Raw genomic sequence first — 22595 nt, 5'->3', positions numbered from 1 at the left:
TCGAAGCACCTCGATGCGCCCAACCCGGAACGCGGGGCGCGCATGCCCCCGTGTCAATGACATGCATTGTCCGGGAGCTTGCGCGTTGACCACAAGCAAACCATCTCGATATTCAGCATCCCTGCAACAATATGCCGCAGGAATCGGGAACCGCGCAACGGTGCGTTAGTGTGCCTCTTCCCAGTTCGCGCCAGCGCCCACTTCGGCCACCAGCGGCACCTTCAGCTTCGCCACGCCGCACATCATTTCCGGCAGTTTCTCGCGCACCAGCGACAGCTCGCCGTCGGGCACCTCGAGCACCAGTTCATCGTGCACCTGCATGATCATCCGCGACGCGAGCTTGTCGCGCGTGAGCCAGTCGTCCACCGCGATCATCGACAGCTTGATCAGGTCGGCCGCCGTGCCCTGCATCGGCGCATTGATGGCCGCGCGCTCCGCCGCCTGGCGGCGCGGGCCGTTGCCGCCGTTGATCTCGGGCAGCCACAGGCGGCGGCCGAAAACGGTTTCGACGTAGCCCTTCTCCTTCGCAACCGAACGCGTGTCTTCCATGTACTGCGCGACACCCGGGTAGCGGGCGAAATAGCGGTCGATATAGAGCTTCGCCGCATCGCGCGTGATGCCGAGGTTCGACGCGAGCCCGAACGCGCTCATCCCGTAGATGAGCCCGAAGTTGATCACCTTCGCAATCCGGCGCTGGTCGGAATTGACCTCCAGCGGCGTCACGCCGAACACCTCGGCGGCCGTCGCGCGGTGGATGTCCTCACCCTGCGAGAACGCGCGCAGCAGCGACGCGTCGCCCGAGATGTGCGCCATGATCCGCAGTTCGATCTGCGAATAATCGGCCGACACGATCCGGTGGCCCGGCGAGGCGATGAACGCCTCGCGGATCCGCCGGCCTTCGGCCGTGCGCACCGGAATGTTCTGAAGATTCGGATCGTTCGATGCCAGGCGGCCCGTGACCGCGACGGCCTGCGCGTAGTTCGTGTGCACGCGGCCCGTTGACGGGTTCACCATGCGCGGCAGCTTGTCGGTATAGGTCGACTTCAGCTTCGACAGCCCGCGATGCTCGAGCAGCAGCTTCGGCAGCGGGTAGTCTTCGGCCAGCTTCTGCAGCACTTCTTCGTCGGTCGACGGTGCGCCGCTCGGTGTCTTTTTCACGACCGGCAACTGCAGCTTGTCGAAGAAGATCTGCCCGATCTGCTTCGGCGAGCCGAGATTGAATTCGCCGCCGGCCAGTTCGTACGCCTGCCCTTCGAGCTCGATGAGGCGCGTCGCGATTTCGGTGCTCTGCGCCTGCAGCAGCGCATCGTCGATCAGCACGCCCGTGCGCTCCATCTTGCGCAGCACGAGCGACACGGGCATCTCGATCTCGCGGTACACGTGCAAGAGGCCCGGTTCGCGCGCGACCTGCGGATACAGCGCGTGATGCAGTTGCAGCGTGATGTCCGCATCTTCGGCCGCGTATTCGGCGGCCTGCGTGAGCGCGACTTCGTCGAAGCCGATCTGCTTCGCGCCCTTGCCGGCCACGTCTTCGTACTTGATCGTCTTGACACCGAGATGACGCAGCGCAAGGCTGTCCATGTCGTGCGTGCGATGCGATTCGACCACGTACGATTCGAGCAGCGTGTCGTGCTCGATGCCGTTCAGCGCGATGTCGTAGTTCGCGAGCACCTGCGCGTCGTACTTCAGGTGCTGGCCGACCTTCTTGCGATCGGCCGATTCGAGCCACGGCTTCAGGCGCGCGAGCACTTCGTCGAGCGGAAGCTGTTCGGGCATGTCGGGGCCGCGATGCGCAACCGGCAGATACGCCGCCTTGCCCGGCTCGACCGAGAACGACAGGCCCACGAGCCGCGCGAGCATCGGGTCGAGCGCGGTCGTCTCGGTGTCGAATGCGGTGAGCTCGGCCGCGTCGATCTTCGCGAACCACGCGTCGAATTGCTCCCACGTCTGGATCGTGTCGTATTCGCGCACGATGTCGGCCGCCACCACCGGCGCCGGCTCGCCTTCCGGCGCGTCGGCGCCGCCGCCTTCCGCCGGCGCGCTGTCGACTTCGCGCAGCCAGGTCTTGAAGCCGTAGCGCGCGAAGATGTCGCGCAGCAGGTCGCGCGCTTCGCCGTCGGTCTTCAACGACGCTTCGATCGATTCGAGATGCGGCGCGAGATCGCAGGCCGTCTCGACGGTCACGAGCTTGCGGCCGAGCGGCAGGAAGTCGAGCGCGCGGCGCAGGTTGTCGCCGACCACGCCCTTGATGTCGCCCGCATGCTCGATCACGCCGTCGAGGCTGTCGTACTGCGCCAGCCATTTCACGGCCGTCTTCGGCCCGCACTTCTCGACGCCCGGCACGTTGTCGACGGTGTCGCCGATCAGTGCGAGGTAGTCGATGATGCGCTCCGGCGGCACGCCGAACTTCGCGATCACGCCGTCGCGGTCGAGCGTCTCGTTGGTCATCGTGTTGACGAGCGTGACGTGATCGGTGACGAGCTGCGCGAGATCCTTGTCGCCGGTCGACACGATCACGTTCATCCCGTGCCGCTCGGCTTCGCGCGCGAGCGTGCCGATCACGTCGTCGGCCTCGACGCCTTCGACCATCAGCAGCGGCCAGCCGAGCGCACGCACGGCGCCGTGGATCGGTTCGACCTGCAATGCGAGGTCGGGCGGCATCGACGGACGGTTTGCCTTATAGTCGGCATAAAGGTCGTCACGGAACGTCTTGCCCTTTGCATCGAACACGCAAGCGCTATACTCTGCACTGACTTCCTTGCGCATACGGCGCAGCATGTTGATGATTCCGTAGAGCGCTCCGGTCGGCTCCCCGCCAGGGCCACGCAAATCAGGCATCGCATGGTAAGCCCGATACAGATAGCTCGAACCGTCAACCAATAGCAGGGTCTTACCTTCCAGATTTCGTTCTTCAGGCATTATGAACAAGAGAAAAGTGATTCCGAGTCTGCGTTCGCTCGCAGATCAAGAACGCGCGACGGCCAAGAAGGCGCGCGCATCGTGGCAGATGTTCACGATTATGGCAGAGTTTATCGAGGCGACCGAGTACCTGTCGGAGATCCGCCCGGCTGTCAGCATCTACGGTTCTGCCCGCCTCAAACCCGATACGCCGCACTACAAGCTCGCCGCGCAGATCGCGCGCAAGCTGTCCGACGCCGGCTTCGCCGTGATCTCCGGCGGCGGCCCCGGCATCATGGAAGCAGCGAACAAGGGCGCGCACGCCGGCAAGGCGCCGTCGGTCGGCCTGAACATCGAGTTGCCGCACGAACAGGCCGGCAACCACTACCAGGACATCTCGCTGCGCTTCCGCCATTTCTTCACGCGCAAGGTCACGTTCGTGAAGAATTCGGATGCGGTGATCGTGATGCCGGGCGGCTTCGGCACGCTCGACGAACTGTCGGAAGTGCTCACGCTGATCCAGACGAAGAAGTCGCGCCTCGTGCCGATCATTCTCGTCGGCAGCGAGTTCTGGAAGGGGCTGCTGCAGTGGTTCCGCGACCAGCTGATTCCGATGGGCCTCATCAATCCGGAAGACATGGACCTGATGCAGGTGATCGACGATCCCGACCAGGTGCTCGACGCGGTGCTCGCGTTCTACGAGGACAGCGGCGAGGAAGAAGGTTCGGACGATGAAGGCCATCCGCCGCGCCCCGAAGAAGACCGGATGTTCTACCTGTAATCCATCCGTGACGACCGCCGGCCCGACGGCCGGCACGCCCCTCCCGCGCGGCAGACGTGGCGATTCCGCCACCTGCCGCGTGTCACTTTGTAACGCGCCATTAATCGCGCTTCGTGGCCGCGCGCCGCCGAATGTCAAATCCGCGCCGCCGGTGCCGTGCGACGCGCGCCATCATCCGCACACGCAGGCCGCCATTGTCAAATGACACGGCCCGACGCCCGCGTCCGGCGCCTGCCGGCCGCAATCCTCCGTAACAACCCCGCCTCGCATTTTCCGTCGCGCGCCAGCACACTGCATGTGTCGGTGCGGCGTTCCCCCGGTGGAACGGTCCCCCTCGCTTCCATCGCGTCGCGCCGGCCTTTTATAACGACACCACGGAAAAGAACATGCAACGCTCGCTGATCGCCCTTGCCTTCGCCGGCCTCGGCCTTTCGCTGTCCGGCCTCGCCCACGCCGTCAACGTCGACGTCAACATCGGCACGCCCGCGCCGGTCGTCGTTGCGCCCGCGCCCGTCGTGGTCGCCCCGGCACCCGCGGTGATCGTCGGCTGGCATGGCGACCGCTACTGGGACGGCCGCCGCTACTGGGAACGCCGCGAGTGGGAAGACTACCAGCGTCATCGCGGCCACGGCGATCGCGGCTATCACTGCCCGCCGGGACACGCGAAGAAGGGTGAGTGCTGAGCGCGTGATTGCCGGGCCGCTCGGCCCGGGCACTGAAGCACTGGCAAAAAAACAAAAGGCCGCACGCGAACCAACATTCGCGTGCGGCCTTTGCCGTTGCGGGCGCTGCGGCGCGGTGCCGTCGACGTTACTGGAACGCCACTTCCGCAAAGCTCCGCAATTTGCCCCTCGATTCCCACATCAATCAAGCATTTACTGTTTATCTTCTAACAATTTACCGTCGTTGCGACGTCAACTTGGCTCGCATTTGGCAGCGCTTGTATGCGCATGTTAGACAATCAAAGCAGACCTTCGCTTGACCCCTGAGAAGGTTCGCGTGGAGCAATTCGCACTTGTCCGCCGATTTTGCCCACCGTAGATCGTTCTCTCGCCCGTCATGCTGGGCCTGGTTCGGAAACGGGATCAGCCCAGCGTTTCCAACGCTCTGGCCGCACCCTTCGGGAAACAATAGACCTCGCTCACAAAAGCCACGATACTTGTCCTCAACAAGAGCACCACCTTTCAGGTACATGCACACTCGAGGCCAGCATCGCCCTAGGCAATCCACTATCTTCACGACTGGCTAAAACTCATACCATCACGCGCTAGTAGAAAAATCATCATGCACATTGCTACCGTCAGCCTGCGCAATTTCCGATGTTTCGATTGGAACAATCCGGCAGTACTTGAATTCCATCACGGGTTAACAGCACTCATCGGCCCCAACAATGCCGGAAAATCTGCCGCCCTACGATCCATATATGAACTAAGGAGTGTGTGGCCATCAGTATTCGCCTGCCTGATGCCGCATGCCCAATATTCAGCACGAGCCGATCCTACAGGCGTGTCGGATATCACAGAATTAGCCAATTCAGACGACCCAACGCGAATCGAAATATCAATTTCATTAAACAACTCATCCACAGACAACGATCCAAATTACTATTGCATCACATACATAGAAGTTTTATACGACCTTGAAAATAGAACAATTAACCCGAAATTAGTAAAAGGCGTAAACAAATCCGGCAGCATACACACTCTCAACGAGCAAAGCATAAAAAGCGCCAGCAACATTAGCGGACCAATACTCACATACAATCACATCAGAATAAATTTCTCTATCCTACAATCATTTTTAAATGATTTATCTAAAGCGCGATTTTTCCCCGCATTTCGAAACGCAATCAATGAAGGCGCCTCCAATTACTATGACATGCCGGTCGGAACAGCCCTCGTTTCCACTTGGGATACATGGAAGGCAGGCAACGTTAAAAAAAGCAAAGTTGCGATTGGACGCGTTGAACGAAAGATCGCCGAACTCCTCGGCTTCAATTCACTTCAAATCAATGCCGACAGCCAAGGAAAGAGTCTAGACGTTTATATTAACGGACACCCCCATAAACTCTACGAAATAGGATCGGGTGTTGCACAGTTAGTAATGACTCTCGCGAGTGCTTTAGTAATGGAGCCGACCTATATCCTGATTGACGAACCAGAACTAAGCCTCCACCCAACACTTCAACTTAGCTTCCTTGCTGCATTATTCGAGCATTGCAGCAAAGGACTTTTGTTTGCAACTCACTCTTACGGACTTGCGAGAACAGCCGCCGAAAGAGTACTTGTCGTACAAAGAAGTCATGTGACGAAGATGCAACCGCTTAATAGTAGCAGCATCAATCTTGCAGAATTGTTAGGTGAACTCGGGTATGCAGCTCGGTTAGAAATCGGATGCGAACGCATATTATTGGTCGAGGGGCCGACTGACGTTCTATTTTTTCAAGAATTTCTTAGAAAATTAAAAATTGATCAAAAATATGTAATCATGCAGCTAGGAGGATCATCCCTGATAAACGGAAACATCTCGACCCATCTTTCAGAAATATGTAGAATAGCAGACGCGCGAAACATAAAAATATTCATCGATAGCGAACGAAAGTCAGCGAGCGAGCCACTATCATCGGAGCGCGAAAATTTCGTCGCCGCTTGCAAACAATTGGGAGTCGAGGTCGCCGTCTCAGAACGCAGAGCAACAGAAAATTATTTCGAAGAAAACGCAATTATAAAAGTACTAGGAGAGAATTACAAACCGCTTGAGCCATTTCAATTACTAAAAGAATGCCACAAACCCTGGCACAAATCACAAAACTGGAAAATTGCGAGAGAAACAGAGTTCGCGGATATAGAAAACACGGATCTTGGGAAGTTCCTAAGAAGCTTGGAACAATAAAAATTAACAAGAAATCCATCTATGACACTCACATCGCCGAACACCGACGTTATTAAGCTATTTTATGACGGCATCTGGGGATCGGAGCATCAGAAGCGCCTCCACACTATAGGCGACGAACTAGACAAGGTCAGGCGTTATGCAAACGAGAGGAAGGTAGATGATTTATTTTCACAAACAGTCGTTTTTCTCACCGCGAGCTCCTACTTCGCTGGACTAGTGCCAATCATTCAAATTGAGAGTGCTTTGTTTGTTGAGAAAGAATTTCGCAACGAATATGCCCATGCGCTGGCAGTACGAGCCTATATCGAGGTCGCAGGCAGGCTCCATAAGGGAATGCGCCTGTGGCGTCAGTACAAATTGCAACGGACGTCCCTTGACGATCTACGCGCGGGCGTTGGTCGCTTAATGGCGAAATACCGACCGACTGATGATTCGCCAGGCGGCATATTCAAGGGCAATGGGCACAACGTAATGACCCTCGTCAAATCGTTGGAGGACCGGATCCCTGAAATAGCCAAGTCCTACAACAATCTCTCCAGTTACGTTCATGGTGGATTCGAAGAGCAGATGTTTGCTCGAAAATCTTCATGGCTTTCGGACCTCAGACGCGACTCGAATCCAGTCATCGAATCTCACGAATCTCTGGCAAAACAACTCCGTGAAGTCGTATTTGACGACTTTTCTGAACTGCTACAGATAACGAAGCCACTGCGAGCGCGATATGACGACGACTACCAAAGCGATGCCGAGACCGCATAACCAAGGCGCATAAAACTGCATAACGCAATCTCCCAGGCGATTGCCGCGCGGCCTGCGCGGGACGGTCCGACGCGCCCGGCGCATGCGTGCGTAAAAACCGTTCATTTTTGCGGGCAAGTGAGGCGGGGACACAACTGCACGCGCCAAGTCTGCGCCAACCTCATCAGGGCCAGACTCGCACCCCAGAGGCGGCACCTAGCGCGCATCAGCAGCCTCGCCACGGGCATGCCGCATGCCGACGCACCCGCCAGCCCGGGTAGCCCTCCGCTCTAACGGCGCGTGGAGCCGCCGAGACAAACACAAGGCATTGCTGTCGCTGATCTTCATGCATGCTGTTCGACGCTGACTTTGCGACCGCAATCCCGTGCGCGAGATCGGCGCGGCCAGGGAAAGGAAGCGGGATCGCTACATCACGGACGACGAGCTGGATGCGGTACGGGCGGCCATCGTTTCCGGTGCCGGCTACAAGACATCCGTCCGCACGGTCGGTCCTCTGCCTGATCGACCTGGCCTACCAGACCGCTCAACGGATCGGCGATCTTCTCGCGCTCAACTGGCAGAACGTGTCCGACGAGGAAATTTCGTTTCACCCGAGCAAGACGGTCAACAGCAGCGGCGTGCGCCTGTTGATCGAGATGACGCCCGACCTGCGAGAAACACTCGACCAGGCGCGCGGCGGCAAGATTACCGCCATCGGGCCAGTGATCTGCACGCATGCCGTCGGCCGCTTCACGTACATCGGCGCGTACTCAGGATGGAAACGCGCTTGCCAGCGCGCACGATCGGCCTACGAAAAAGACTGCGAAGAGAGGGGAATCACCCCGAACCCGCTGTACCTGATCGGCATGCACTTCCACGATCTGCGGGCGAAGGCGCTGATCGATCTGAAGCGCCAGCGGGGAGCCGCGGCAGCGCAATCACTGGCAGGCCACACGACCGAAAGCATGACGGCACACTACACGAAGTCGCGCGAAGTAGAACGTGTCCACCCAGTTCCATTGACGCGCGCAAGTTAGACACTGACGCTCATGTTAGACACGAAGGCTCCCCATGTTGTCCGGGGAGCCTTTAACTTAACGGCTTGTTACTGGAACGCCACTTCCGCAAAACTCCGCAACTTCCGGCTATGCAGCTTGTCGAGCCCGTTCGTGCGCAGGATCTCCATCGCCTTCACGCCGATCTGCAGATGCTGGTCGACCTGCCCGCGATAGAACGTGTCGGCCATGCCCGGCAGTTTCAGCTCGCCGTGCAGCGGCTTGTCCGAGACGCACAGCAGCGTGCCGTACGGCACGCGGAAGCGGAAGCCGTTCGCGGCGATCGTCGCGCTTTCCATGTCGAGCGCGATCGCGCGGCTCTGCGACAGGCGCTGCACCGGTTCGCGATGGTCGCGCAGCTCCCAGTTGCGGTTGTCGACGCTCGCGACCGTACCCGTGCGCATCACGCGCTTCAGTTCGACGCCATCAAGCTGCGTGACCTCGGCCACCCCGCGTTCGAGCGCGAGCTGCACTTCAGCGAGCGCCGGAATCGGCACCCACAGCGGCAGGTCGGCGTCGAGCACGTGATCCTCGCGCACGTAGCCGTGTGCGAGCACGTAGTCGCCGAGACGCTGCGTGTTGCGCAGCCCCGCGCAGTGGCCGAGCATCACCCACGCGTGCGGACGCAGCACCGCGATGTGATCGGTGATCGTCTTCGCGTTCGACGGGCCGACGCCGATGTTGACCATCGTGATCCCGCTGCCGTCCGCGCGCTTCAGGTGATACGCGGGCATCTGCGGCAGGCGCGGCGGCGCGTTGCCTTCGGCCGGCTCGCTGCCGAGGTTCGCGTTGTAGGTGACGACATCGCCCGGCTCGACGAACGCGCTGTACTGGCTGCGGTAGGCACGCACCTCGGGATCGTCGCTCTCGGTCATCACCGTGCGACCCAGCTTCACGAACTCGTCGATGTAGAACTGGTAGTTCGTGTAGAGCACGTAGTTCTGGAAATGCGTGGGCGACGTCGCCGTGTAGTGGCGCAGCCGGTGCAGCGAGAAGTCGACGCGCGCGGCCGTGAACAGCGCAAGCGGATGCGGCTCGCCCGGCGCCGGCTCGAACGTGCCGTTGACGATGCGATCGTCGAGATACGACAGGTCGGGCGTGTCGAAAATGTCGCGCATCGCGAGCAGGCGGTCGCGGTCGAGCTCGCCCTCGAGATGGATGCCTTCCGGAAATGCGAAATGGATCGGAATCGGCTGCGACGACACGCCGATCTCGATCTTCACATGGTGGTTCTTCGCCAGCAGGCGCAGTTGCTCGCGATAGTAGTTCGCGAAGAGATCGGGGCGCGTGACCGTCGTCTCGAATACGCCGGGGCCCGCGACGAAACCGTACGAGCGGCGCGAATCGACGTGCGTGTTGACGTCGGTGCGGATCCGCACGAACGGGTAGCACGCGCGCACGTGCTCGGTAATCGATTCGTGGCGGCGATAGCGCGCGAATGCGTCGCGCAGGAAGCCCGTGTTCGTGTCGTAAATGGCGGACAGCCGCGCGACGGCGGCGATCGGATCGTCGAAAGCCTCGACCGACGGGCTTTCGGGCGTCAGCACTCGGTGCCGGCGGCTCAAATCGTTCTTCATTTTCATCACCTCGTCTGATCCGACGACATTACCACGGAACCCGGTCGCCTTTATGGCTGCCCCTACGCACGCGAGGGCCGGATGGGGCGCAGTATTTGCTAAAATCGGTGGGTTCACTGGAGACTCATCATGAAGCCGCTCATTCTCGTCGCCGCTGCCGCCGCGTTTGCCGCCGCCAGCGTCGCTTACGCCGCCGGCGGCACGCCTGACGCCGACGCGCAGGCCCGGGCCGAGGCCAACGAGGCCGCCGGCCTGCCCGATCTCCGCAAGATCAACCGGCCGGGCGCCGAAGTCACGTCGAAAGTCGACTTCGCCGACATCCGCCGCACGCCGAGCTTCCACGAAAAGAGCAAGAACGGCACCGAAGTCACCGAGTACCGCGATCGCGGCAAGCCGGTCGAGATCGACGTGAAGTCGAACTTCGGCACGCGCTATCAGATGAGCTCGACGCCCGACACGTCGCCGAAGCCGCACGACGCGGGCATCCCGATCACGCGCCTGCCGTCGCTGAACCTGCGCTACTGATTCCGCGGCGCGCGGCCCCGAACGCCGCGCGCCGCCTCCCTTCACCTGTTGTCGCGACGCACGCCGCCCGCGTGCCGACACCCTGACCTGACGCATCCCGCATGGCCGTTTTCACTGCTGTTTCCGACTCCGATCTCGCGCAATGGATGCGCCACTACGAACTGGGCGACGTGCTTGCGTTCCGCGGCATTCCGTCCGGTATCGAAAACAGCAACTTCTTCCTGACGACGACGCGCGGCGAGTACGTCCTCACGATCTTCGAAAAGCTCACGGCGCAGCAACTGCCGTTCTATCTCGACCTGATGCGCCATCTGGCCGGCCACGGCGTGCCGGTGCCGGATCCGATCCCGCGTGACGACGGCGCGCTGTTCGGCGAGCTGCACGGCAAGCCGGCCGCGATCGTCACGAAGCTCGAGGGCTCGGCCGAACTGGCGCCGGGGGTCGAACATTGCATCGAGGTCGGGCAGATGCTCGCGCGCCTGCACCTCGCCGGCCGCGACTATCCGCGCAACCAGCCGAACCTGCGCAGCCTGCCGTGGTGGCAGGAAAACGTGCCGGCGATCGTGCCGTTCATCACGGATGAGCAGCGCGCGCTGCTGGAAGGCGAACTCGCGCACCAGGCCAGCTTCTTCGCGTCGGCCGACTACGCGGCGCTGCCGGCCGGGCCGTGCCATTGCGACCTGTTCCGCGACAACGTGCTGTTCGCGCACGCGGCGCCCGGCACCGGCCACGCCGTGCGGCTCGGCGGTTTCTTCGACTTCTATTTCGCGGGCTGCGACAAGTGGCTGTTCGACGTCGCGGTCACGGTCAACGACTGGTGCGTCGACCTCGCGACCGGCGTGCTCGACGTCGCGCGCGCCGACGCGCTGCTGCGCGCATACCAGACCGTGCGGCCGTTCACGGCCGAGGAGCGCCGCCACTGGAGCGACATGCTGCGCGCGGGCGCGTACCGCTTCTGGGTGTCGCGCCTGTACGACTTCTACCTGCCGCGCGCGGCCGAGATGCTCAAGCCGCACGACCCCGGCCATTTCGAACGCATCCTGCGCGAGCGCATCGCGCATACGCCCGCGCTTCCCGAGATCCACACCGCATGCAACTGATCGAAGTGCCCGCCAAAACGGGCTATGTCTGGTTCCGTCAAGGCGTCTGGCTGTTCCGCCGGAACCCGCTCGCGTTCATCACGCTGTTCTTCACGTACCTGCTGGCGATCACGCTGATATCGATGGTGCCCGTGATCGGCTCCGCGCTGCCGCTGGTATTCATTCCCGGCGTCGCGGTCGGCTTCATGGCCGCGTGCCGCGACACGGTGGCCGGCAAGCCCGTGATGCCGACGATCCTCGTCGACGGCTTCCGCTCGTACGGCACCGTCGCGACCCAGCGGCTGCTCGTGCTCGGCGTGCTCTACGTCGCGTCGATGGTGGTCGTGTTCGCCGCTTCGTCGTTCGTGGACGGCGGCGCGCTGTTCCACGTGATGATGGGCGCGGCCGACGAAGCCAGCACGACGCCGGAAGCGCTCGCCGCGCAAGGCACGCTCGGCGCGCTGTTCTTCGCGACGCTGCTGTACCTGCCGGTCGCGATGCTGTTCTGGTTCGCGCCGGTGCTGGTCGCGTGGCATGACGTCCCGCCCGCCAAGGCGCTGTTCTTCAGCGTCGTCAGCTGCTGGCGCAATCGCGGCGCGTTCATCGTGTACGGCGTGCTGTGGTTCGCCGTCGCGCTCGGCACGTCGCTCGCGCTGTCGCTGCTGCTGCAGGCGCTCGGCGCTGGCGCCTATGCGCTGACGATCATGATGCCGGTGACGATCATCATCGTCACGATGCTGTATTGCTCGTTCTACGCGACCTATCGCGGCTGCTTCGGCGTACAGGAACCGGGGGCGACGACCACCACGTCGGGCCGCTGAAGTCTCTCCGGCCGGCGCGCGGCGCCGGCCCGCCGTTCTTCGCGCCGGGTGGCCTCCCGGCGCCCTCGCCCTTCCCCCGCCTCCGGCAGCCCCCGCTCGCCCCTGTTCATCCGGATCTTTTGCGCGCAAAATAATTTGCGTACAAATTGTTCGCGCGTTCGCCGCGCCGCCCGAATCATGGACCGCCTGCCTCCGCTGCCCCAGACACTCGACGAGCAACTCTGCTTCGCGCTCTACTCGACTTCGCACGCGATGACGAAGGCGTACAAGCCGCTGCTCGACAAGCTGTCGCTGACCTATCCCCAATATCTCGCGATGCTCGTGCTGTGGGAACGCGACGACATCGCCGTGAAGGACATCGCCGCGCGGCTCGACCTCGACCCGGCCACGGTCACGCCCCTGCTGAAGCGGCTGGAGGCGCTCGGCTACGTCGAGCGTGTGCGCAGCGCAGCCGACGAACGCATCGTGAACGTGCTTGTGACGCCGGAAGGCCGTGTGTTGAAGGAGCGCGCGCGCTCGGTGCCCGCCGATCTCTTTTGCGCGATGCAGCAATCGCCCGACTTCCTGGTCAGGCTGCGCGCCGATCTTCAGCAGTTGCGCGACGCACTGTCGGCCGCCAACGAACGCTGACAGCCGAGCCTCGATGAACCGGCCCGACACTGTCGGGCCTTTTCTTCAAAAATTCATTTGCACACAAATGATTTGTGTTCTATTGTTTGTAGGTGGCCGGCGACACCCCGTTCGACCGGGCCGCTTTCCTCCCTTTTCCAGACAGGAGCTGCACGATGAACATTCTGTACAAGACCAGCGCCACGAGCACGGGTGGCCGCGACGGCCGCGCGGTATCCGCTGACAACAAGCTGGAAGTGAAGCTGGCCGCGCCGCGCGAACTCGGCGGCACGGGCGCGGAAGGCACGAATCCGGAGCAGCTGTTTGCCGCAGGTTACTCGGCCTGTTTCCTGAGCGCGATGAAATTCGTCGCCGGCCAGGACAAGAAGGCGCTGCCGGCCGACACGCAGGTCACGGCGGAAGTCGGCATCGGCCCGAACGACGCAGGCGGCTTCGGGCTCGACGTCGAACTGCGCGTATCGCTGCCGGGATTCGACAAGGCCGACGCGCAAGCGCTGGTCGAAAAGGCGCACCACGTGTGCCCGTACTCGAACGCGACGCGTAACAACGTGCCGGTGCGCCTGACGGTCGTCTGACGCGACACAAGGCCTGGAATGCAAAAAGGGCGCGTGCGGCATGGTGCCGCACGCGCCCTTTTCTGCTGCGTGACTCGCCGGAGCGGCGGACCTGACTGCCCGCCCTGCGCTCCTTAGCGCGAACCGAACGTGTACGGGCGGTTCATCGCCGCTTCGCGATCGATCTTGCGCATGCGGAATTCGAGATCATAGATGTCGGTGGCTTCGGCCAGGTACGCGTCGGCGCGCTCTTTCGAGGCCTTTTCGGCGTTCTTGGTCAGCATCAGGAAGAGGTGGCTCAGCAGGTACATGGTTGATCTCGCAATCCAAAGGTTCTTTGACTAGGGTTTTCCCGAATTATAGGGAAAACCCTAGTCTTTGGCCAGCGTCGATCAGACGGTGCGTCGTTCGGTCGCCACAGTGCGGCGCTGGGTTTCGAAAAAGGCCCAGATCATCGCGCTCGCATCGGGGCCGACCGCCGCGTGGAACGGCACGGCTTCGTCGCCGCCGGCCCACGCATGGTCGAGCCCTTTCACATGACAGAGCCGTACGACCGGCTCGCCGTCGCGGCAGACATCGGTGATCTGCGCGCCTGCGTCGCGCTTCTCGACCCGTTCGCCGCCACGCAACGCGCCGCGGCTGTCGGCAAGCCCGTTCAGGCGCATGAACTGCACCGTCAGCTGGTCGGCATTCTTCGGCGCGACCACATGGTCACCGTCGCCCTGGACGACCAGCGCCGGCATGCCCGGATACGCGGCGGCATCGACCAGCGCGTCGACGGCCGCCGCCGGGTTCTGGCGCACGCCGCGCCGCATCACGTCCATCGCGGTAATGCCCGAGGTCGCCTCGCCGAGCGCCGGGCCCGAATGCAGCGCCACCGCCGCGAAACGGTCCGGATGGTGCAGTGCAAGAAGCGACGCGAGACCCGCGCCGGCCGACAACCCCGCGACATAGACACGCGACGCGTCGAAACCGTGTTCGTCGACGAGCGCGTCGACGAGCGACGCCACCGCGTTCACCTCGCCGCGGCCCGCGCGGTCGGTGTCTTCATACCAGTGCCAGCAGCCATGCGCGTGCGCGCGCAGCGACTGCTCCGGATACAGCACTGCAAAGCCGTGCTTGTCGGCCAGCAGGTTCATCCGCGTGCCTTGCGCGAATTCGTCGACGGACTGCTGGCAGCCGTGCAGCATCACCACGAGCGGCATCGCGCCACGCCGGCGGCCAGGCGGCACGTAAAGGCCGTACGCGAGATTCTGGACGAGGCGCCCCAGCGCGGGGGCCATCGGATGTTCGCCGCGCGTCCACTCGCCGGCCGCCCATGCGGCCGCGCGCGGTCGCACGCGCGATTCGCGCGGCGGGGACAGATCGGATACGGCGGCGGAGGCCGCAGCCTCGAGTGCATCGCGTGTGATGCGCTGCGCATCGCGCGCCGAGCGCTTGGCGGCAGGAGACAGCATGCGTTTCATGCCGCCCAGCCACACCTTGGTCAGACTTTTGGTCATCGATCGGGCTCGCAGTCAGGAAAAATAGGGGCACCACAGCGGATGCATCGTTCGTCTTTGTGCAATGCACCATAACATTGTTTCTCGGACTTTTCCTGCATGCGGATCGTTCCCGGCCGCGCAAAAAACGGGGCTCATGCGCACGCGGCGCTATACTGGGGCTTCGCCGCTTGTATCCGTTGTAGTCGTTCTTTCCGGCTCGCGCGTTGATTTAAGCATCCTCCCCGCCTTCGTACGTCCCCTTCCCGATGTTTGACCTGTCGTCTCACCTGTGGATCATGATCACCGCGTTCGGCGGCGCCGGCCTGACCTTGCCGCTCGCGATCACGATCGCCGTCTGGCTGGCGCTCGGCTATTCGTGGCAGCGCGCGGCCGCGTGGCTCGGCGTGCTCGCGGCCGCGATCGGCGTGGTCGCGCTCACGAAGATCGCGTTCCTCGGCTGGGGGATCGGCATCCGCAAGTGGGATTTCACGGGGTTCAGCGGCCACGCGATGCTGTCGACGTCGGTCTATCCGGTCGCGATTTTCCTGGCGCTGATCCGCACGCGCACGCCGGTGCGACTCGCCGGCATCGCGCTCGGGCTCGCGGCCGGCGTCGCGGTCGGCGTGTCGCGCGTCGCACTCGACGCCCATTCGCCGTCCGAATCCATCACCGGCTGCATCGTCGGCGCGATCGCCGCGATCGCGTTCATCGCCGGTTCGTGGCGCGCGGTGCCGCACCGCTGGTCGGTGCCTGCGGTCGTCGCGAGCCTCGCGCTCGTGACCGTGGCGCTGCACGGCATCACGGTGCCGTCACATCGCTGGGTCACCAAGGTGGCGCTGCAACTGTCGGGCCACGAGCGTCCGTTCGTCCGCGCGCGCTGGAAGGCCAACCCGAACTACCGCCCTGCTTCGCAGCCGTCGTCGCTGCAGCGCACCCAATCGTCGCCGCACACGCTCCGTACGTGACGGGCCACCCGGCCGTCGCGTTCGCCACTTTTCACGTCTGACCATTCCATGCGCGCCGTCGCATGAGCGGTATGTCGAGCGTTATAACCCGCCCTATATTACGATTACGGTTTCCACCCATTCAAAACGAATCCACCATGCGCTCAACCGTCCGTCCGCTTCGCCGCACCCTGCTTCGCCTGCTGCCGATCGCCACGCTTGCCGCTGCCGGTATCGCGTTCAGCGCGCCCGCTTCCGCTGCCGACGAACTGGTCGTGTCGGCCGCCGCCAGCCTGACGAACGCGTTCAAGGCCGTCGGTGACGCGTACGAGAAGCAGCATCCGGAGACCAAGGTGCTGTTCAACTTCGGCGCGTCGGACGTGCTGATGCAGCAGATCGCCAAGGGCGCGCCGGCCGACGTGTTCGCGTCGGCCGACCAGAAGGCGATGGATCGCGCGGCGGACGAAAAGGTGATCGTGCCCGCCACGCGTCGCGATTTCGCGGCGAACTCGCTCGTGCTGATCGTGCCGGCGGACAGCAAGGCCGCCGCGCCGACGGCGCTGAACGACCTGACCGCGCCCGGCGTGAAGCGCATCGCGTATGGCGACCCGGCATCGGTGCCGGTCGGCCGCTACACGGAAGGCGCGCTGCGCGCGGCCGGCGTGTGGGATGCCGTCAGCGCGAAGGGCGTGCTGGCCGCCAACGTGCGCCAGAGCCTCGACTATGTCGCGCGCGGCGAAGTCGATGCGGGCTTCGTGTTCGGCACCGACGCCGCGATCATGCCGGGCCGCGTGAAGGTCGCGCTGACGGTGCCGACGAAGACGGCCATCACCTATCCGATCGCCGTGGTCAAGGACAGCCGCCACGCCGCGCAGGCGCAGTCGTTCATCGACTTCGTCGCGTCGCCGCAGGGCCAGGCCGTGCTGTCGACGTTCGGCTTCAAGCCCGCGGGCAAGTGAGCGTAGCGCGATGCAAGACGCGTGGGTACCGCTGCTGCTGTCGTTGAAGGTTGCCGGCTGGGCAACCGCGCTCGACATCGTGCTCGGCGTCGCGGCCGCGTTCATGCTCGCGCGCTGGCGCTCGCCGCTGCGCGACGTCGTCGATTCCGTGCTGACGCTGCCGCTCGTGCTCCCGCCGACGGTACTCGGCTATTACCTGCTCGTGCTGCTCGGCCGGCGCGGCGTGTTCGGCGCGTGGCTCGACACGCTCGGCATCGAGCTCGTCTTCACGTGGCAAGGCGCGGTGATCGCATCAATGGTCGTCGCGTTTCCGTTGATCCTGAAGTCGGCACGGGCGGCGTTCGAAGGCGTCGATCCGCACCTCGAACGCGCGGCGCGCACGCTCGGGCTCGGCGAAGTCGCGGTGTTTTTCCGCGTGACGCTGCCGCTCGCCACGCGCGGCATTCTCGCGGGTGCGCTGCTCGCGTTCGCACGCGCGCTCGGCGAGTTCGGCGCGACGCTGATGATCGCGGGCAACCTGCCCGGCCGCACGCAGACGCTGTCGGTCGCGATCTACGCGGCCGTCCAGGCCGGCGACGACAATACGGCCAACTTCCTCGTGCTGGTGACGTCGATCACCTGCGTGCTCGTACTGCTCGCGACCGGCTGGCTCGTGCCGTCGCGTGCCCGGCGGGACCAGCTGACATGATGCGCTCGCCTCGTTCATCGTCTTTCGCCATTGAGCGGCTGCGACGGAGGCACGCATGAGCCTCGTCGTCGACATCCGCAAGACCTACGCAAACGCCGAACGCCGCTTCACGCTCGACATGTCGTTCACGGCAACGACGCAGCGCGTCGTGCTGTTCGGGCCGTCCGGTGCAGGCAAGAGCATGACGCTGCAGGCGATCGCCGGCCTGCTGTCGCCCGACGAAGGCACGATCACGCTGAACGGCGAACCGCTGTTCGACGCCGCGCGCCGCATCGACGTGCCGACCCGCGAGCGGCGCGTCGCGTACCTGTTCCAGGATTACGCGCTGTTTCCGCATCTGAACGTGCGCCAGAACATTGCATTCGGGCTCACGTCGGGGCTGCGCAACCCGCGTGCGAAGACGGTGCCGCCGGAAGTCGCGTACTGGCTGCAGGCGTTCGATCTCGAGGCGCTCGCGGGGCAGTATCCGTCGCAATTGTCGGGCGGGCAGAAACAGCGCGTCGCGCTGGCGCGCGCACTGGTCGCGCAACCGCGGATCCTGCTGCTCGACGAACCGTTCGCGGCGCTCGACGGCGCCATGCGCCAGCGCATGCGTCACGAGCTCGCCGAGCTGCAGGCGCGGCTCGATATCCCGATGGTGCTGATCTCGCACGACCCCGACGACGTCGCCGCGTTCGGCGACCAGGTCGTGCAGTTGAGCGAAGGACGCGTGCAGGCGACTCCGCCGCACGCCGAGTGGCCGACGCGCGTCACCTGAGCGCGCGAGGCTGTGGTCGTGGCAGGCAGGTTGGAGCCTGAGAGAAGCCGCGCGTAGCGGCATAGGCTGAAAGCGGAAACGAAGCCGGTGCCGTGCAGGCGTTGTGCGATGCCGGCTTCGCCCCGCCCGTCACACGATCGTCGATGCGCGCCGCCCGGCCTGCTTCGTCAGCCCGTCACCGCAAGAATCACGCTCGACGCCTTGAACAGCGCGATCGCCCGCTCGCCGGCGTCGAGTTGCAACGCCTCGACGCTGTCGTTGGTCACGACGGCCGTCAACGTCCCGCCGCCGTCGAGCGCCAGCGTCACCTCGCTGTTCACCGCGCCCGCCGCGACGGTTTCCACGCTGCCGCGCAACTGATTCCGTGCGGACACCTTCAACTCGGGTTCGCCATCGTCGACCGCGAGCACGACCCACGATGCCTTCACCAGCGCGCAGGCGTTCGCGCCGACCTGCAGGCCGAGCGCATCGGCGCTCTCGTGCGTCAGCACGGCAACGATCGGCTGCCCGCCGGGCAGCGTGAGCGTGACTTCGTCGTTGACGGTGCCGCGCACGATCGATGCGACCTTGCCGAACAACTGGTTGCGTGCGCTGGTCTTCATCCCGATCCGGCCGATCAGCGCCCAGTCGACGTCGAATCCGGCCACGGCCGCGCTCGCGGCCTCGATGAACCGGCGATGCTCGCGCTCGATCGTGCGGAACGCGGCGATCAGCGAAGTGGCGCGCGGCGTCAGCGTCGTGCCGCCGCCGCCCTTGCCGCCTGTCGAGCGCGCGACGAGCGGTTCGCCGGCCAGATTGTTCATCGTGTCGACCGCATCCCACGCGGCCTTGTAGCTGAGGCCGACGGCCTTCGCCGCGCGCGTGATCGAACCGGTGTCGCCGATCGCCGCGAGCAACGCGATGCGCGTGGCGCCGCCGAGCGTCTGCTCGCCGGCGCGCAGCCACAGCTCGCCGCCCAGTTCGAGCGGTTCGGCGGACGGGAACGAATGCGGTGCGTCGGTCATCGGGATGCGTAGGGAAATCGGGCGGCCATTATAGTCAGCGCGTGCCGGTCAACCCGGCTTGCCGTCGAGCTTCGGCGGCCGCAGGCTGGCCAGCAGCGTCTCGGCGTCGCGCGCCGCGCGTTGCTCGAGCGCCGCGCCGTAGCCACGCACGAACCCGAGCTGGTACGGCGGCGCAGCCAATTTTTCGAGGTGCTGCAGCGCGACCATCGTGTCGTTCGCTTCGCCGAGCACGCTCTGCACGCGCGCGAGTGTCTTGACCGTGTCGGTGCGCGTGCGGCGCGACGCCAGCGACGCGAAGAATTCGAGCGCATAGCGCAGCCGCTTTGCATCGATCCGCACCTGATGGCGCGCGGCCGTGTCGAGCGACGTCAGCGACGGTGACGCGTACAGATGACCGAACAGCCGCCGCACGCGCTTCGTCGCGTGGCGCCGCAGCGAAGGCGCGTCGCCGTCTTCGGCCGACGGCAGCGCAAGCGAGCTCAGCCACTCGAGCCAGCCGAGCGTCAGCCGCGCATAGCGGGCCGAATGCAGCGCCTGGCGCAACTCGACCCGCGCGGCCGCGCACTGCGCGCGCGCGGCGTCGAGCGTGCCGTTCCACTCGCCGTCGCCGCCGTCGGCCGCAATCAGCGCGGGCAGGCTTTCGGTCGCGAACACGTCCCAGTCGCGCACCGTGCCGAGCAGCGACGCAAGCCAGCGCAGGTCGACACCGAGCGTGTCGCGCCACTGGCGGTCGGCAAAGCGCGGGAAGAAGCGCATCAGCGTGCGCAGGCGGCGCAGCGCGACACGCATCTGGTGCACGAATTCGGGATCGTCATGCTCGAGCACCCCGCCCTCGTTGCCGAGCCACTGCGCGGTGATGTCGCCGGACAGCGCGAACAGCGCGGCGCGCTGCGTGCGCACGCCGTTCAGGTCGACGGGCTTGGCCTTGACGGGCCCATCGGCGGCCGGCTCGGCCGCGCATGCGCGATCGATCACGCTCGTCAATTGCACGAAGGCGGGCCACGCGCCGCTCAATTCGCGCGCCGCGGCAAACAGCGCATGCAGCGCGGCGGTGCGCGCGGGCAGTGTCTCCCAGTCGGGCGCCGCAAGGCGCAGCTCGACGAAGCGACGCGGCGGCTCGCTGCCGCGATGCAGCGTGACGTCGTCGAGCGTCATCTCGACCACGACGCCGCCGTCGTCGGCCCAGCGCCCGCGCCGCCGTTCGCTGACGAGGCGCAGCGCCGACGATTCCGGCTGCACGCTCGGGGCCGGGAGCGCTGCGGCATCGGGCGCGACGCCGTCCACTTCATCTGCCGGTGCATCGGCGGCGGCTGCAGCGGCCGCCTCGGGCACGGGCAGCGGCATCGCGACGGCGATGCCCGCATGCTCCGCGTCGAACAGTTCGCGCGCCGTGACGCCTGGCGCAAATGCCGTCGTGCGCGACGCGACCACCCGCCTGCCGTGCGCATTCGACTCGACCCACGTCCACCAGCTCGCGCCGGGGCTCGACTCGGCCTCCTCGATCTGGCACGGCTCGATCGTCACGCGCTCATGGCCGCGGCGCATCCGGACCTGCGGGCAGATCCGCCACGCGCGCACGAGTTCGGCGCCGAAATCACGCTGCGCCCCCCGGGCGCGACTCACGGCCTTGACCGGCCACCCTTCCAGCGACAGCGACAACACGATTTCCAGCACACGCGACATGGAGGCTCCTGCACATGAAGAATCGCCGGCGCATCATCCGCGCCGGCGTCGACCGTGAAGCTGCTTCCATAGTACACGTCGCCCAAATTCGCAGGCGACGATCTGGCCCTGTCGTGCTGTCGCAGGTCAAACGGCGTATTGCGCGAGGCCGTTGCCGAACGACCAGTCCTCCTTCAGCACCTCGACAAGACTGATGAATACGTCCTGCTGCCGCACGCCCGGCTGCTGCGCGAGGTTGTCCGCGATCGCCCGGTACAGCGCCCGCTTTTGCTCGAGCGTACGCGTGTTGTTCGCGGTGATCTGGATTATCACGAGATCGTCGCTGCGTTCGATATCGAGGTAGTGACGACCGAACACGAAGTTCTCGGCCGCATGCTCGGTGACAACCATGAAGATGTCGTCCTCGGGCACGTTGAACGTGTGCATCAGCGCGCGATGCACGCCGTCGACGAGCGCCGCACGGTAGGCGGCCGGCTTGCCTTCGCGCACTGCGATACGGGTGAATGGCATGGTCCTGCTCCTGTCGGTGAAATTGACGTTGAAGAACGGAAACACAGCGTCAGGTTAGGCGCGCCGAACTATAATGAACAGTCATCGATGAATATTTCATCCATTTACATCGAAAATGAAAGTCCTGGATCTCGATGCGGTCCGTGCGTTCGTGCTGGTCGCCGATCTCGCCAGCTTCACGCGCGCCGCCGACGCGCTCGGCACCACCCAATCGGCCGTCAGCCTGAAGCTGAAGCGGCTGGAGGCCCACCTCGGCAAGCCGCTGCTCGCGCGTACGCCGCGCGTCGTCAAGCTGGCCGCCGACGGCGAGAACTTCCTGCCGGCCGCCCGCGCGCTGCTCGATGCGCACGATCATGCGCTGGGCGCGATCTCGGCCGGTACGCACCGGCTGTCGCTCGGCGTCAGCGAGCACGTCGCGGTGCCCGACCTGCCGGCCGTGCTCACGAGCCTGCATCGGCAGGATCCGGGGTTGTCGCTCGAAATGCATCTCGGCACGTCGACGAACCTGCTCGCGCAATACGACGAACGCCGGTTCGATGCGGTGATCGTGCGGCACGAGCCGGGCGAAGACCCGCCGCGCGAAGACGGCACGCTGCTGTTTTCCGAACCGCTCGCCTGGCTCGCCGCGCCGGACTGGGTGCCGCGCGCGGGCGAGCCGCTGCCGCTCGCGGTGCTGGCCGGCCCGTGCGGCGTGCGGGCCGCCGCGCTGCGCGCGCTCGACCATGCGGGGCGGCCGTGGCGCGAGCGCTTTACGGGCGGCGGCGTGGCGGCGGTCACGGCCGCCGCCGCCGCGGGGCTCGCCGTCTGCCCGCTGGCGCGGCGGGTCGCGCCGCGCACGCTGGTCGACGTCGGCGCGAAATTCGGGCTGCCGCCGCTGCCGCTGTCGCAGGTCGTGCTGTATTCGCGGGTACGCGACGCACGTGCCGGCGCCGCGTTGCGCAGGTTTGCCGACAGCCTTGCAATCTCGGCGTAAACTAACGGGTTTCGCCGCCCGCAATCTCCAGAAGAATTCC

22 protein-coding genes are annotated in these 22595 nt (G+C 64.5%); 15 read left to right on the top strand and 7 right to left on the bottom strand.

Features of this window, described 5'->3' with window-relative positions:
• Positions 1-165: 165 nt before the first annotated feature.
• On the bottom strand, positions 166-2919 hold the full coding sequence (polA, locus tag CFB39_RS22020) for a DNA polymerase I (RefSeq protein WP_089474426.1): 2754 nt from the start codon (positions 2917-2919) through the stop codon (positions 166-168).
• A gap of 1 nt (position 2920) precedes the next feature.
• Between polA and CFB39_RS22015 the strand changes: the two genes are divergently transcribed.
• From CFB39_RS22015 to CFB39_RS22000, 5 genes are all read left to right on the top strand, one after another.
• A complete protein-coding gene (locus CFB39_RS22015) occupies positions 2921-3679 on the top strand; it encodes a TIGR00730 family Rossman fold protein (RefSeq protein ID WP_039358092.1) in 759 nt (252 codons plus the stop codon).
• Between the two features lie 386 nt (positions 3680-4065).
• Positions 4066-4362: a hypothetical protein gene (locus CFB39_RS22010; protein WP_089474425.1), complete on the top strand. Its 297-nt coding sequence runs from the start codon at positions 4066-4068 to the stop codon at positions 4360-4362.
• A 601-nt stretch (positions 4363-4963) separates the two neighbouring features.
• Positions 4964-6571 (top strand): ATP-dependent endonuclease, encoded by a 1608-nt coding sequence (locus CFB39_RS22005; RefSeq protein ID WP_089474424.1) that lies wholly within the window; start codon positions 4964-4966, stop codon positions 6569-6571.
• A 21-nt stretch (positions 6572-6592) separates the two neighbouring features.
• Entirely contained in the window at positions 6593-7333 is a 741-nt protein-coding gene (locus tag CFB39_RS39575; RefSeq protein ID WP_144030299.1) for a hypothetical protein, read from the top strand.
• A gap of 329 nt (positions 7334-7662) precedes the next feature.
• A complete protein-coding gene (locus CFB39_RS22000) occupies positions 7663-8349 on the top strand; it encodes a tyrosine-type recombinase/integrase (protein WP_256991443.1) in 687 nt (228 codons plus the stop codon).
• Between the two features lie 68 nt (positions 8350-8417).
• Here CFB39_RS22000 and CFB39_RS21995 read toward each other — a convergent pair whose 3' ends face one another.
• Entirely contained in the window at positions 8418-9944 is a 1527-nt protein-coding gene (locus tag CFB39_RS21995) for an AMP nucleosidase (RefSeq protein WP_089428010.1), read from the bottom strand.
• Positions 9945-10073: 129 nt separating this feature from the next.
• On the opposite strand from CFB39_RS21995, the gene CFB39_RS21990 reads away from it, so the two are divergent.
• The 5 genes from CFB39_RS21990 (at position 10074) to CFB39_RS21970 (ending at position 13574) form a co-directional block, all read left to right on the top strand.
• Entirely contained in the window at positions 10074-10469 is a 396-nt protein-coding gene (locus tag CFB39_RS21990; protein ID WP_039358086.1) for a hypothetical protein, read from the top strand.
• 101 nt (positions 10470-10570) lie between these two features.
• Positions 10571-11569: a homoserine kinase gene (locus CFB39_RS21985; protein WP_089474423.1), complete on the top strand. Its 999-nt coding sequence runs from the start codon at positions 10571-10573 to the stop codon at positions 11567-11569.
• Positions 11560-12369, top strand: a complete 810-nt coding sequence (locus CFB39_RS21980) for a BPSS1780 family membrane protein (protein ID WP_089474422.1) — start codon at positions 11560-11562, stop codon at positions 12367-12369. Before CFB39_RS21985 ends, CFB39_RS21980 begins: the two co-directional genes overlap by 10 nt.
• 177 nt (positions 12370-12546) lie before the next feature.
• Positions 12547-12999: a MarR family winged helix-turn-helix transcriptional regulator gene (locus CFB39_RS21975; RefSeq protein ID WP_089474421.1), complete on the top strand. Its 453-nt coding sequence runs from the start codon at positions 12547-12549 to the stop codon at positions 12997-12999.
• A 155-nt stretch (positions 13000-13154) separates the two neighbouring features.
• Positions 13155-13574: an organic hydroperoxide resistance protein gene (locus tag CFB39_RS21970; RefSeq protein WP_011355825.1), complete on the top strand. Its 420-nt coding sequence runs from the start codon at positions 13155-13157 to the stop codon at positions 13572-13574.
• Positions 13575-13687: 113 nt separating this feature from the next.
• Here the strand turns inward: CFB39_RS21970 and CFB39_RS21965 are convergent, their stop codons facing one another.
• Both CFB39_RS21965 and CFB39_RS21960 read right to left on the bottom strand, forming a co-directional pair.
• Complete coding sequence (locus CFB39_RS21965; RefSeq protein WP_069251078.1) at positions 13688-13864, bottom strand: DUF3563 family protein; 177 nt, start codon at positions 13862-13864, stop codon at positions 13688-13690.
• Between the two features lie 81 nt (positions 13865-13945).
• Positions 13946-15055, bottom strand: a complete 1110-nt coding sequence (locus tag CFB39_RS21960; protein WP_089474420.1) for a PHB depolymerase family esterase — start codon at positions 15053-15055, stop codon at positions 13946-13948.
• A gap of 248 nt (positions 15056-15303) precedes the next feature.
• On the opposite strand from CFB39_RS21960, the gene CFB39_RS21955 reads away from it, so the two are divergent.
• The 4 genes from CFB39_RS21955 (at position 15304) to CFB39_RS21940 (ending at position 18385) form a co-directional block, all read left to right on the top strand.
• The gene (locus CFB39_RS21955) at positions 15304-16002 is read left to right on the top strand and encodes a phosphatase PAP2 family protein (protein WP_089428015.1); all 699 of its coding nucleotides are present in this window, start codon (positions 15304-15306) and stop codon (positions 16000-16002) included.
• Between the two features lie 137 nt (positions 16003-16139).
• Entirely contained in the window at positions 16140-16940 is an 801-nt protein-coding gene (gene modA, locus CFB39_RS21950) for a molybdate ABC transporter substrate-binding protein (protein ID WP_089432359.1), read from the top strand.
• 10 nt (positions 16941-16950) lie between these two features.
• Positions 16951-17628 carry a molybdate ABC transporter permease subunit gene (modB, locus tag CFB39_RS21945; RefSeq protein ID WP_069251074.1) on the top strand — a complete coding sequence of 226 codons (678 nt, stop codon included), beginning with the start codon at positions 16951-16953 and terminating at the stop codon, positions 17626-17628.
• A 55-nt stretch (positions 17629-17683) separates the two neighbouring features.
• Positions 17684-18385 (top strand): sulfate/molybdate ABC transporter ATP-binding protein, encoded by a 702-nt coding sequence (locus tag CFB39_RS21940; RefSeq protein ID WP_089474419.1) that lies wholly within the window; start codon positions 17684-17686, stop codon positions 18383-18385.
• Between the two features lie 167 nt (positions 18386-18552).
• On the opposite strand, the gene CFB39_RS21935 is transcribed toward CFB39_RS21940, so the two are convergent.
• From CFB39_RS21935 to CFB39_RS21925, 3 genes are all read right to left on the bottom strand, one after another.
• A complete protein-coding gene (locus CFB39_RS21935) occupies positions 18553-19389 on the bottom strand; it encodes a TOBE domain-containing protein (protein WP_089474418.1) in 837 nt (278 codons plus the stop codon).
• Between the two features lie 48 nt (positions 19390-19437).
• On the bottom strand, positions 19438-21072 hold the full coding sequence (locus CFB39_RS21930) for a CHAD domain-containing protein (RefSeq protein WP_089474417.1): 1635 nt from the start codon (positions 21070-21072) through the stop codon (positions 19438-19440).
• A gap of 126 nt (positions 21073-21198) precedes the next feature.
• Positions 21199-21582 (bottom strand): tautomerase family protein, encoded by a 384-nt coding sequence (locus CFB39_RS21925; RefSeq protein WP_089428020.1) that lies wholly within the window; start codon positions 21580-21582, stop codon positions 21199-21201.
• A 115-nt stretch (positions 21583-21697) separates the two neighbouring features.
• Between CFB39_RS21925 and CFB39_RS21920 the strand changes: the two genes are divergently transcribed.
• Positions 21698-22555, top strand: coding sequence for a LysR substrate-binding domain-containing protein (locus CFB39_RS21920; RefSeq protein ID WP_039358052.1), 858 nt, complete (start codon positions 21698-21700; stop codon positions 22553-22555).
• Positions 22556-22595 lie beyond the last annotated feature (40 nt).

Source organism: Burkholderia sp. AU6039 (genome assembly GCF_002223365.1).
Taxonomy (GTDB): domain Bacteria; phylum Pseudomonadota; class Gammaproteobacteria; order Burkholderiales; family Burkholderiaceae; genus Burkholderia.
This window is presented reverse-complemented; position numbering and strand designations above follow the sequence as displayed.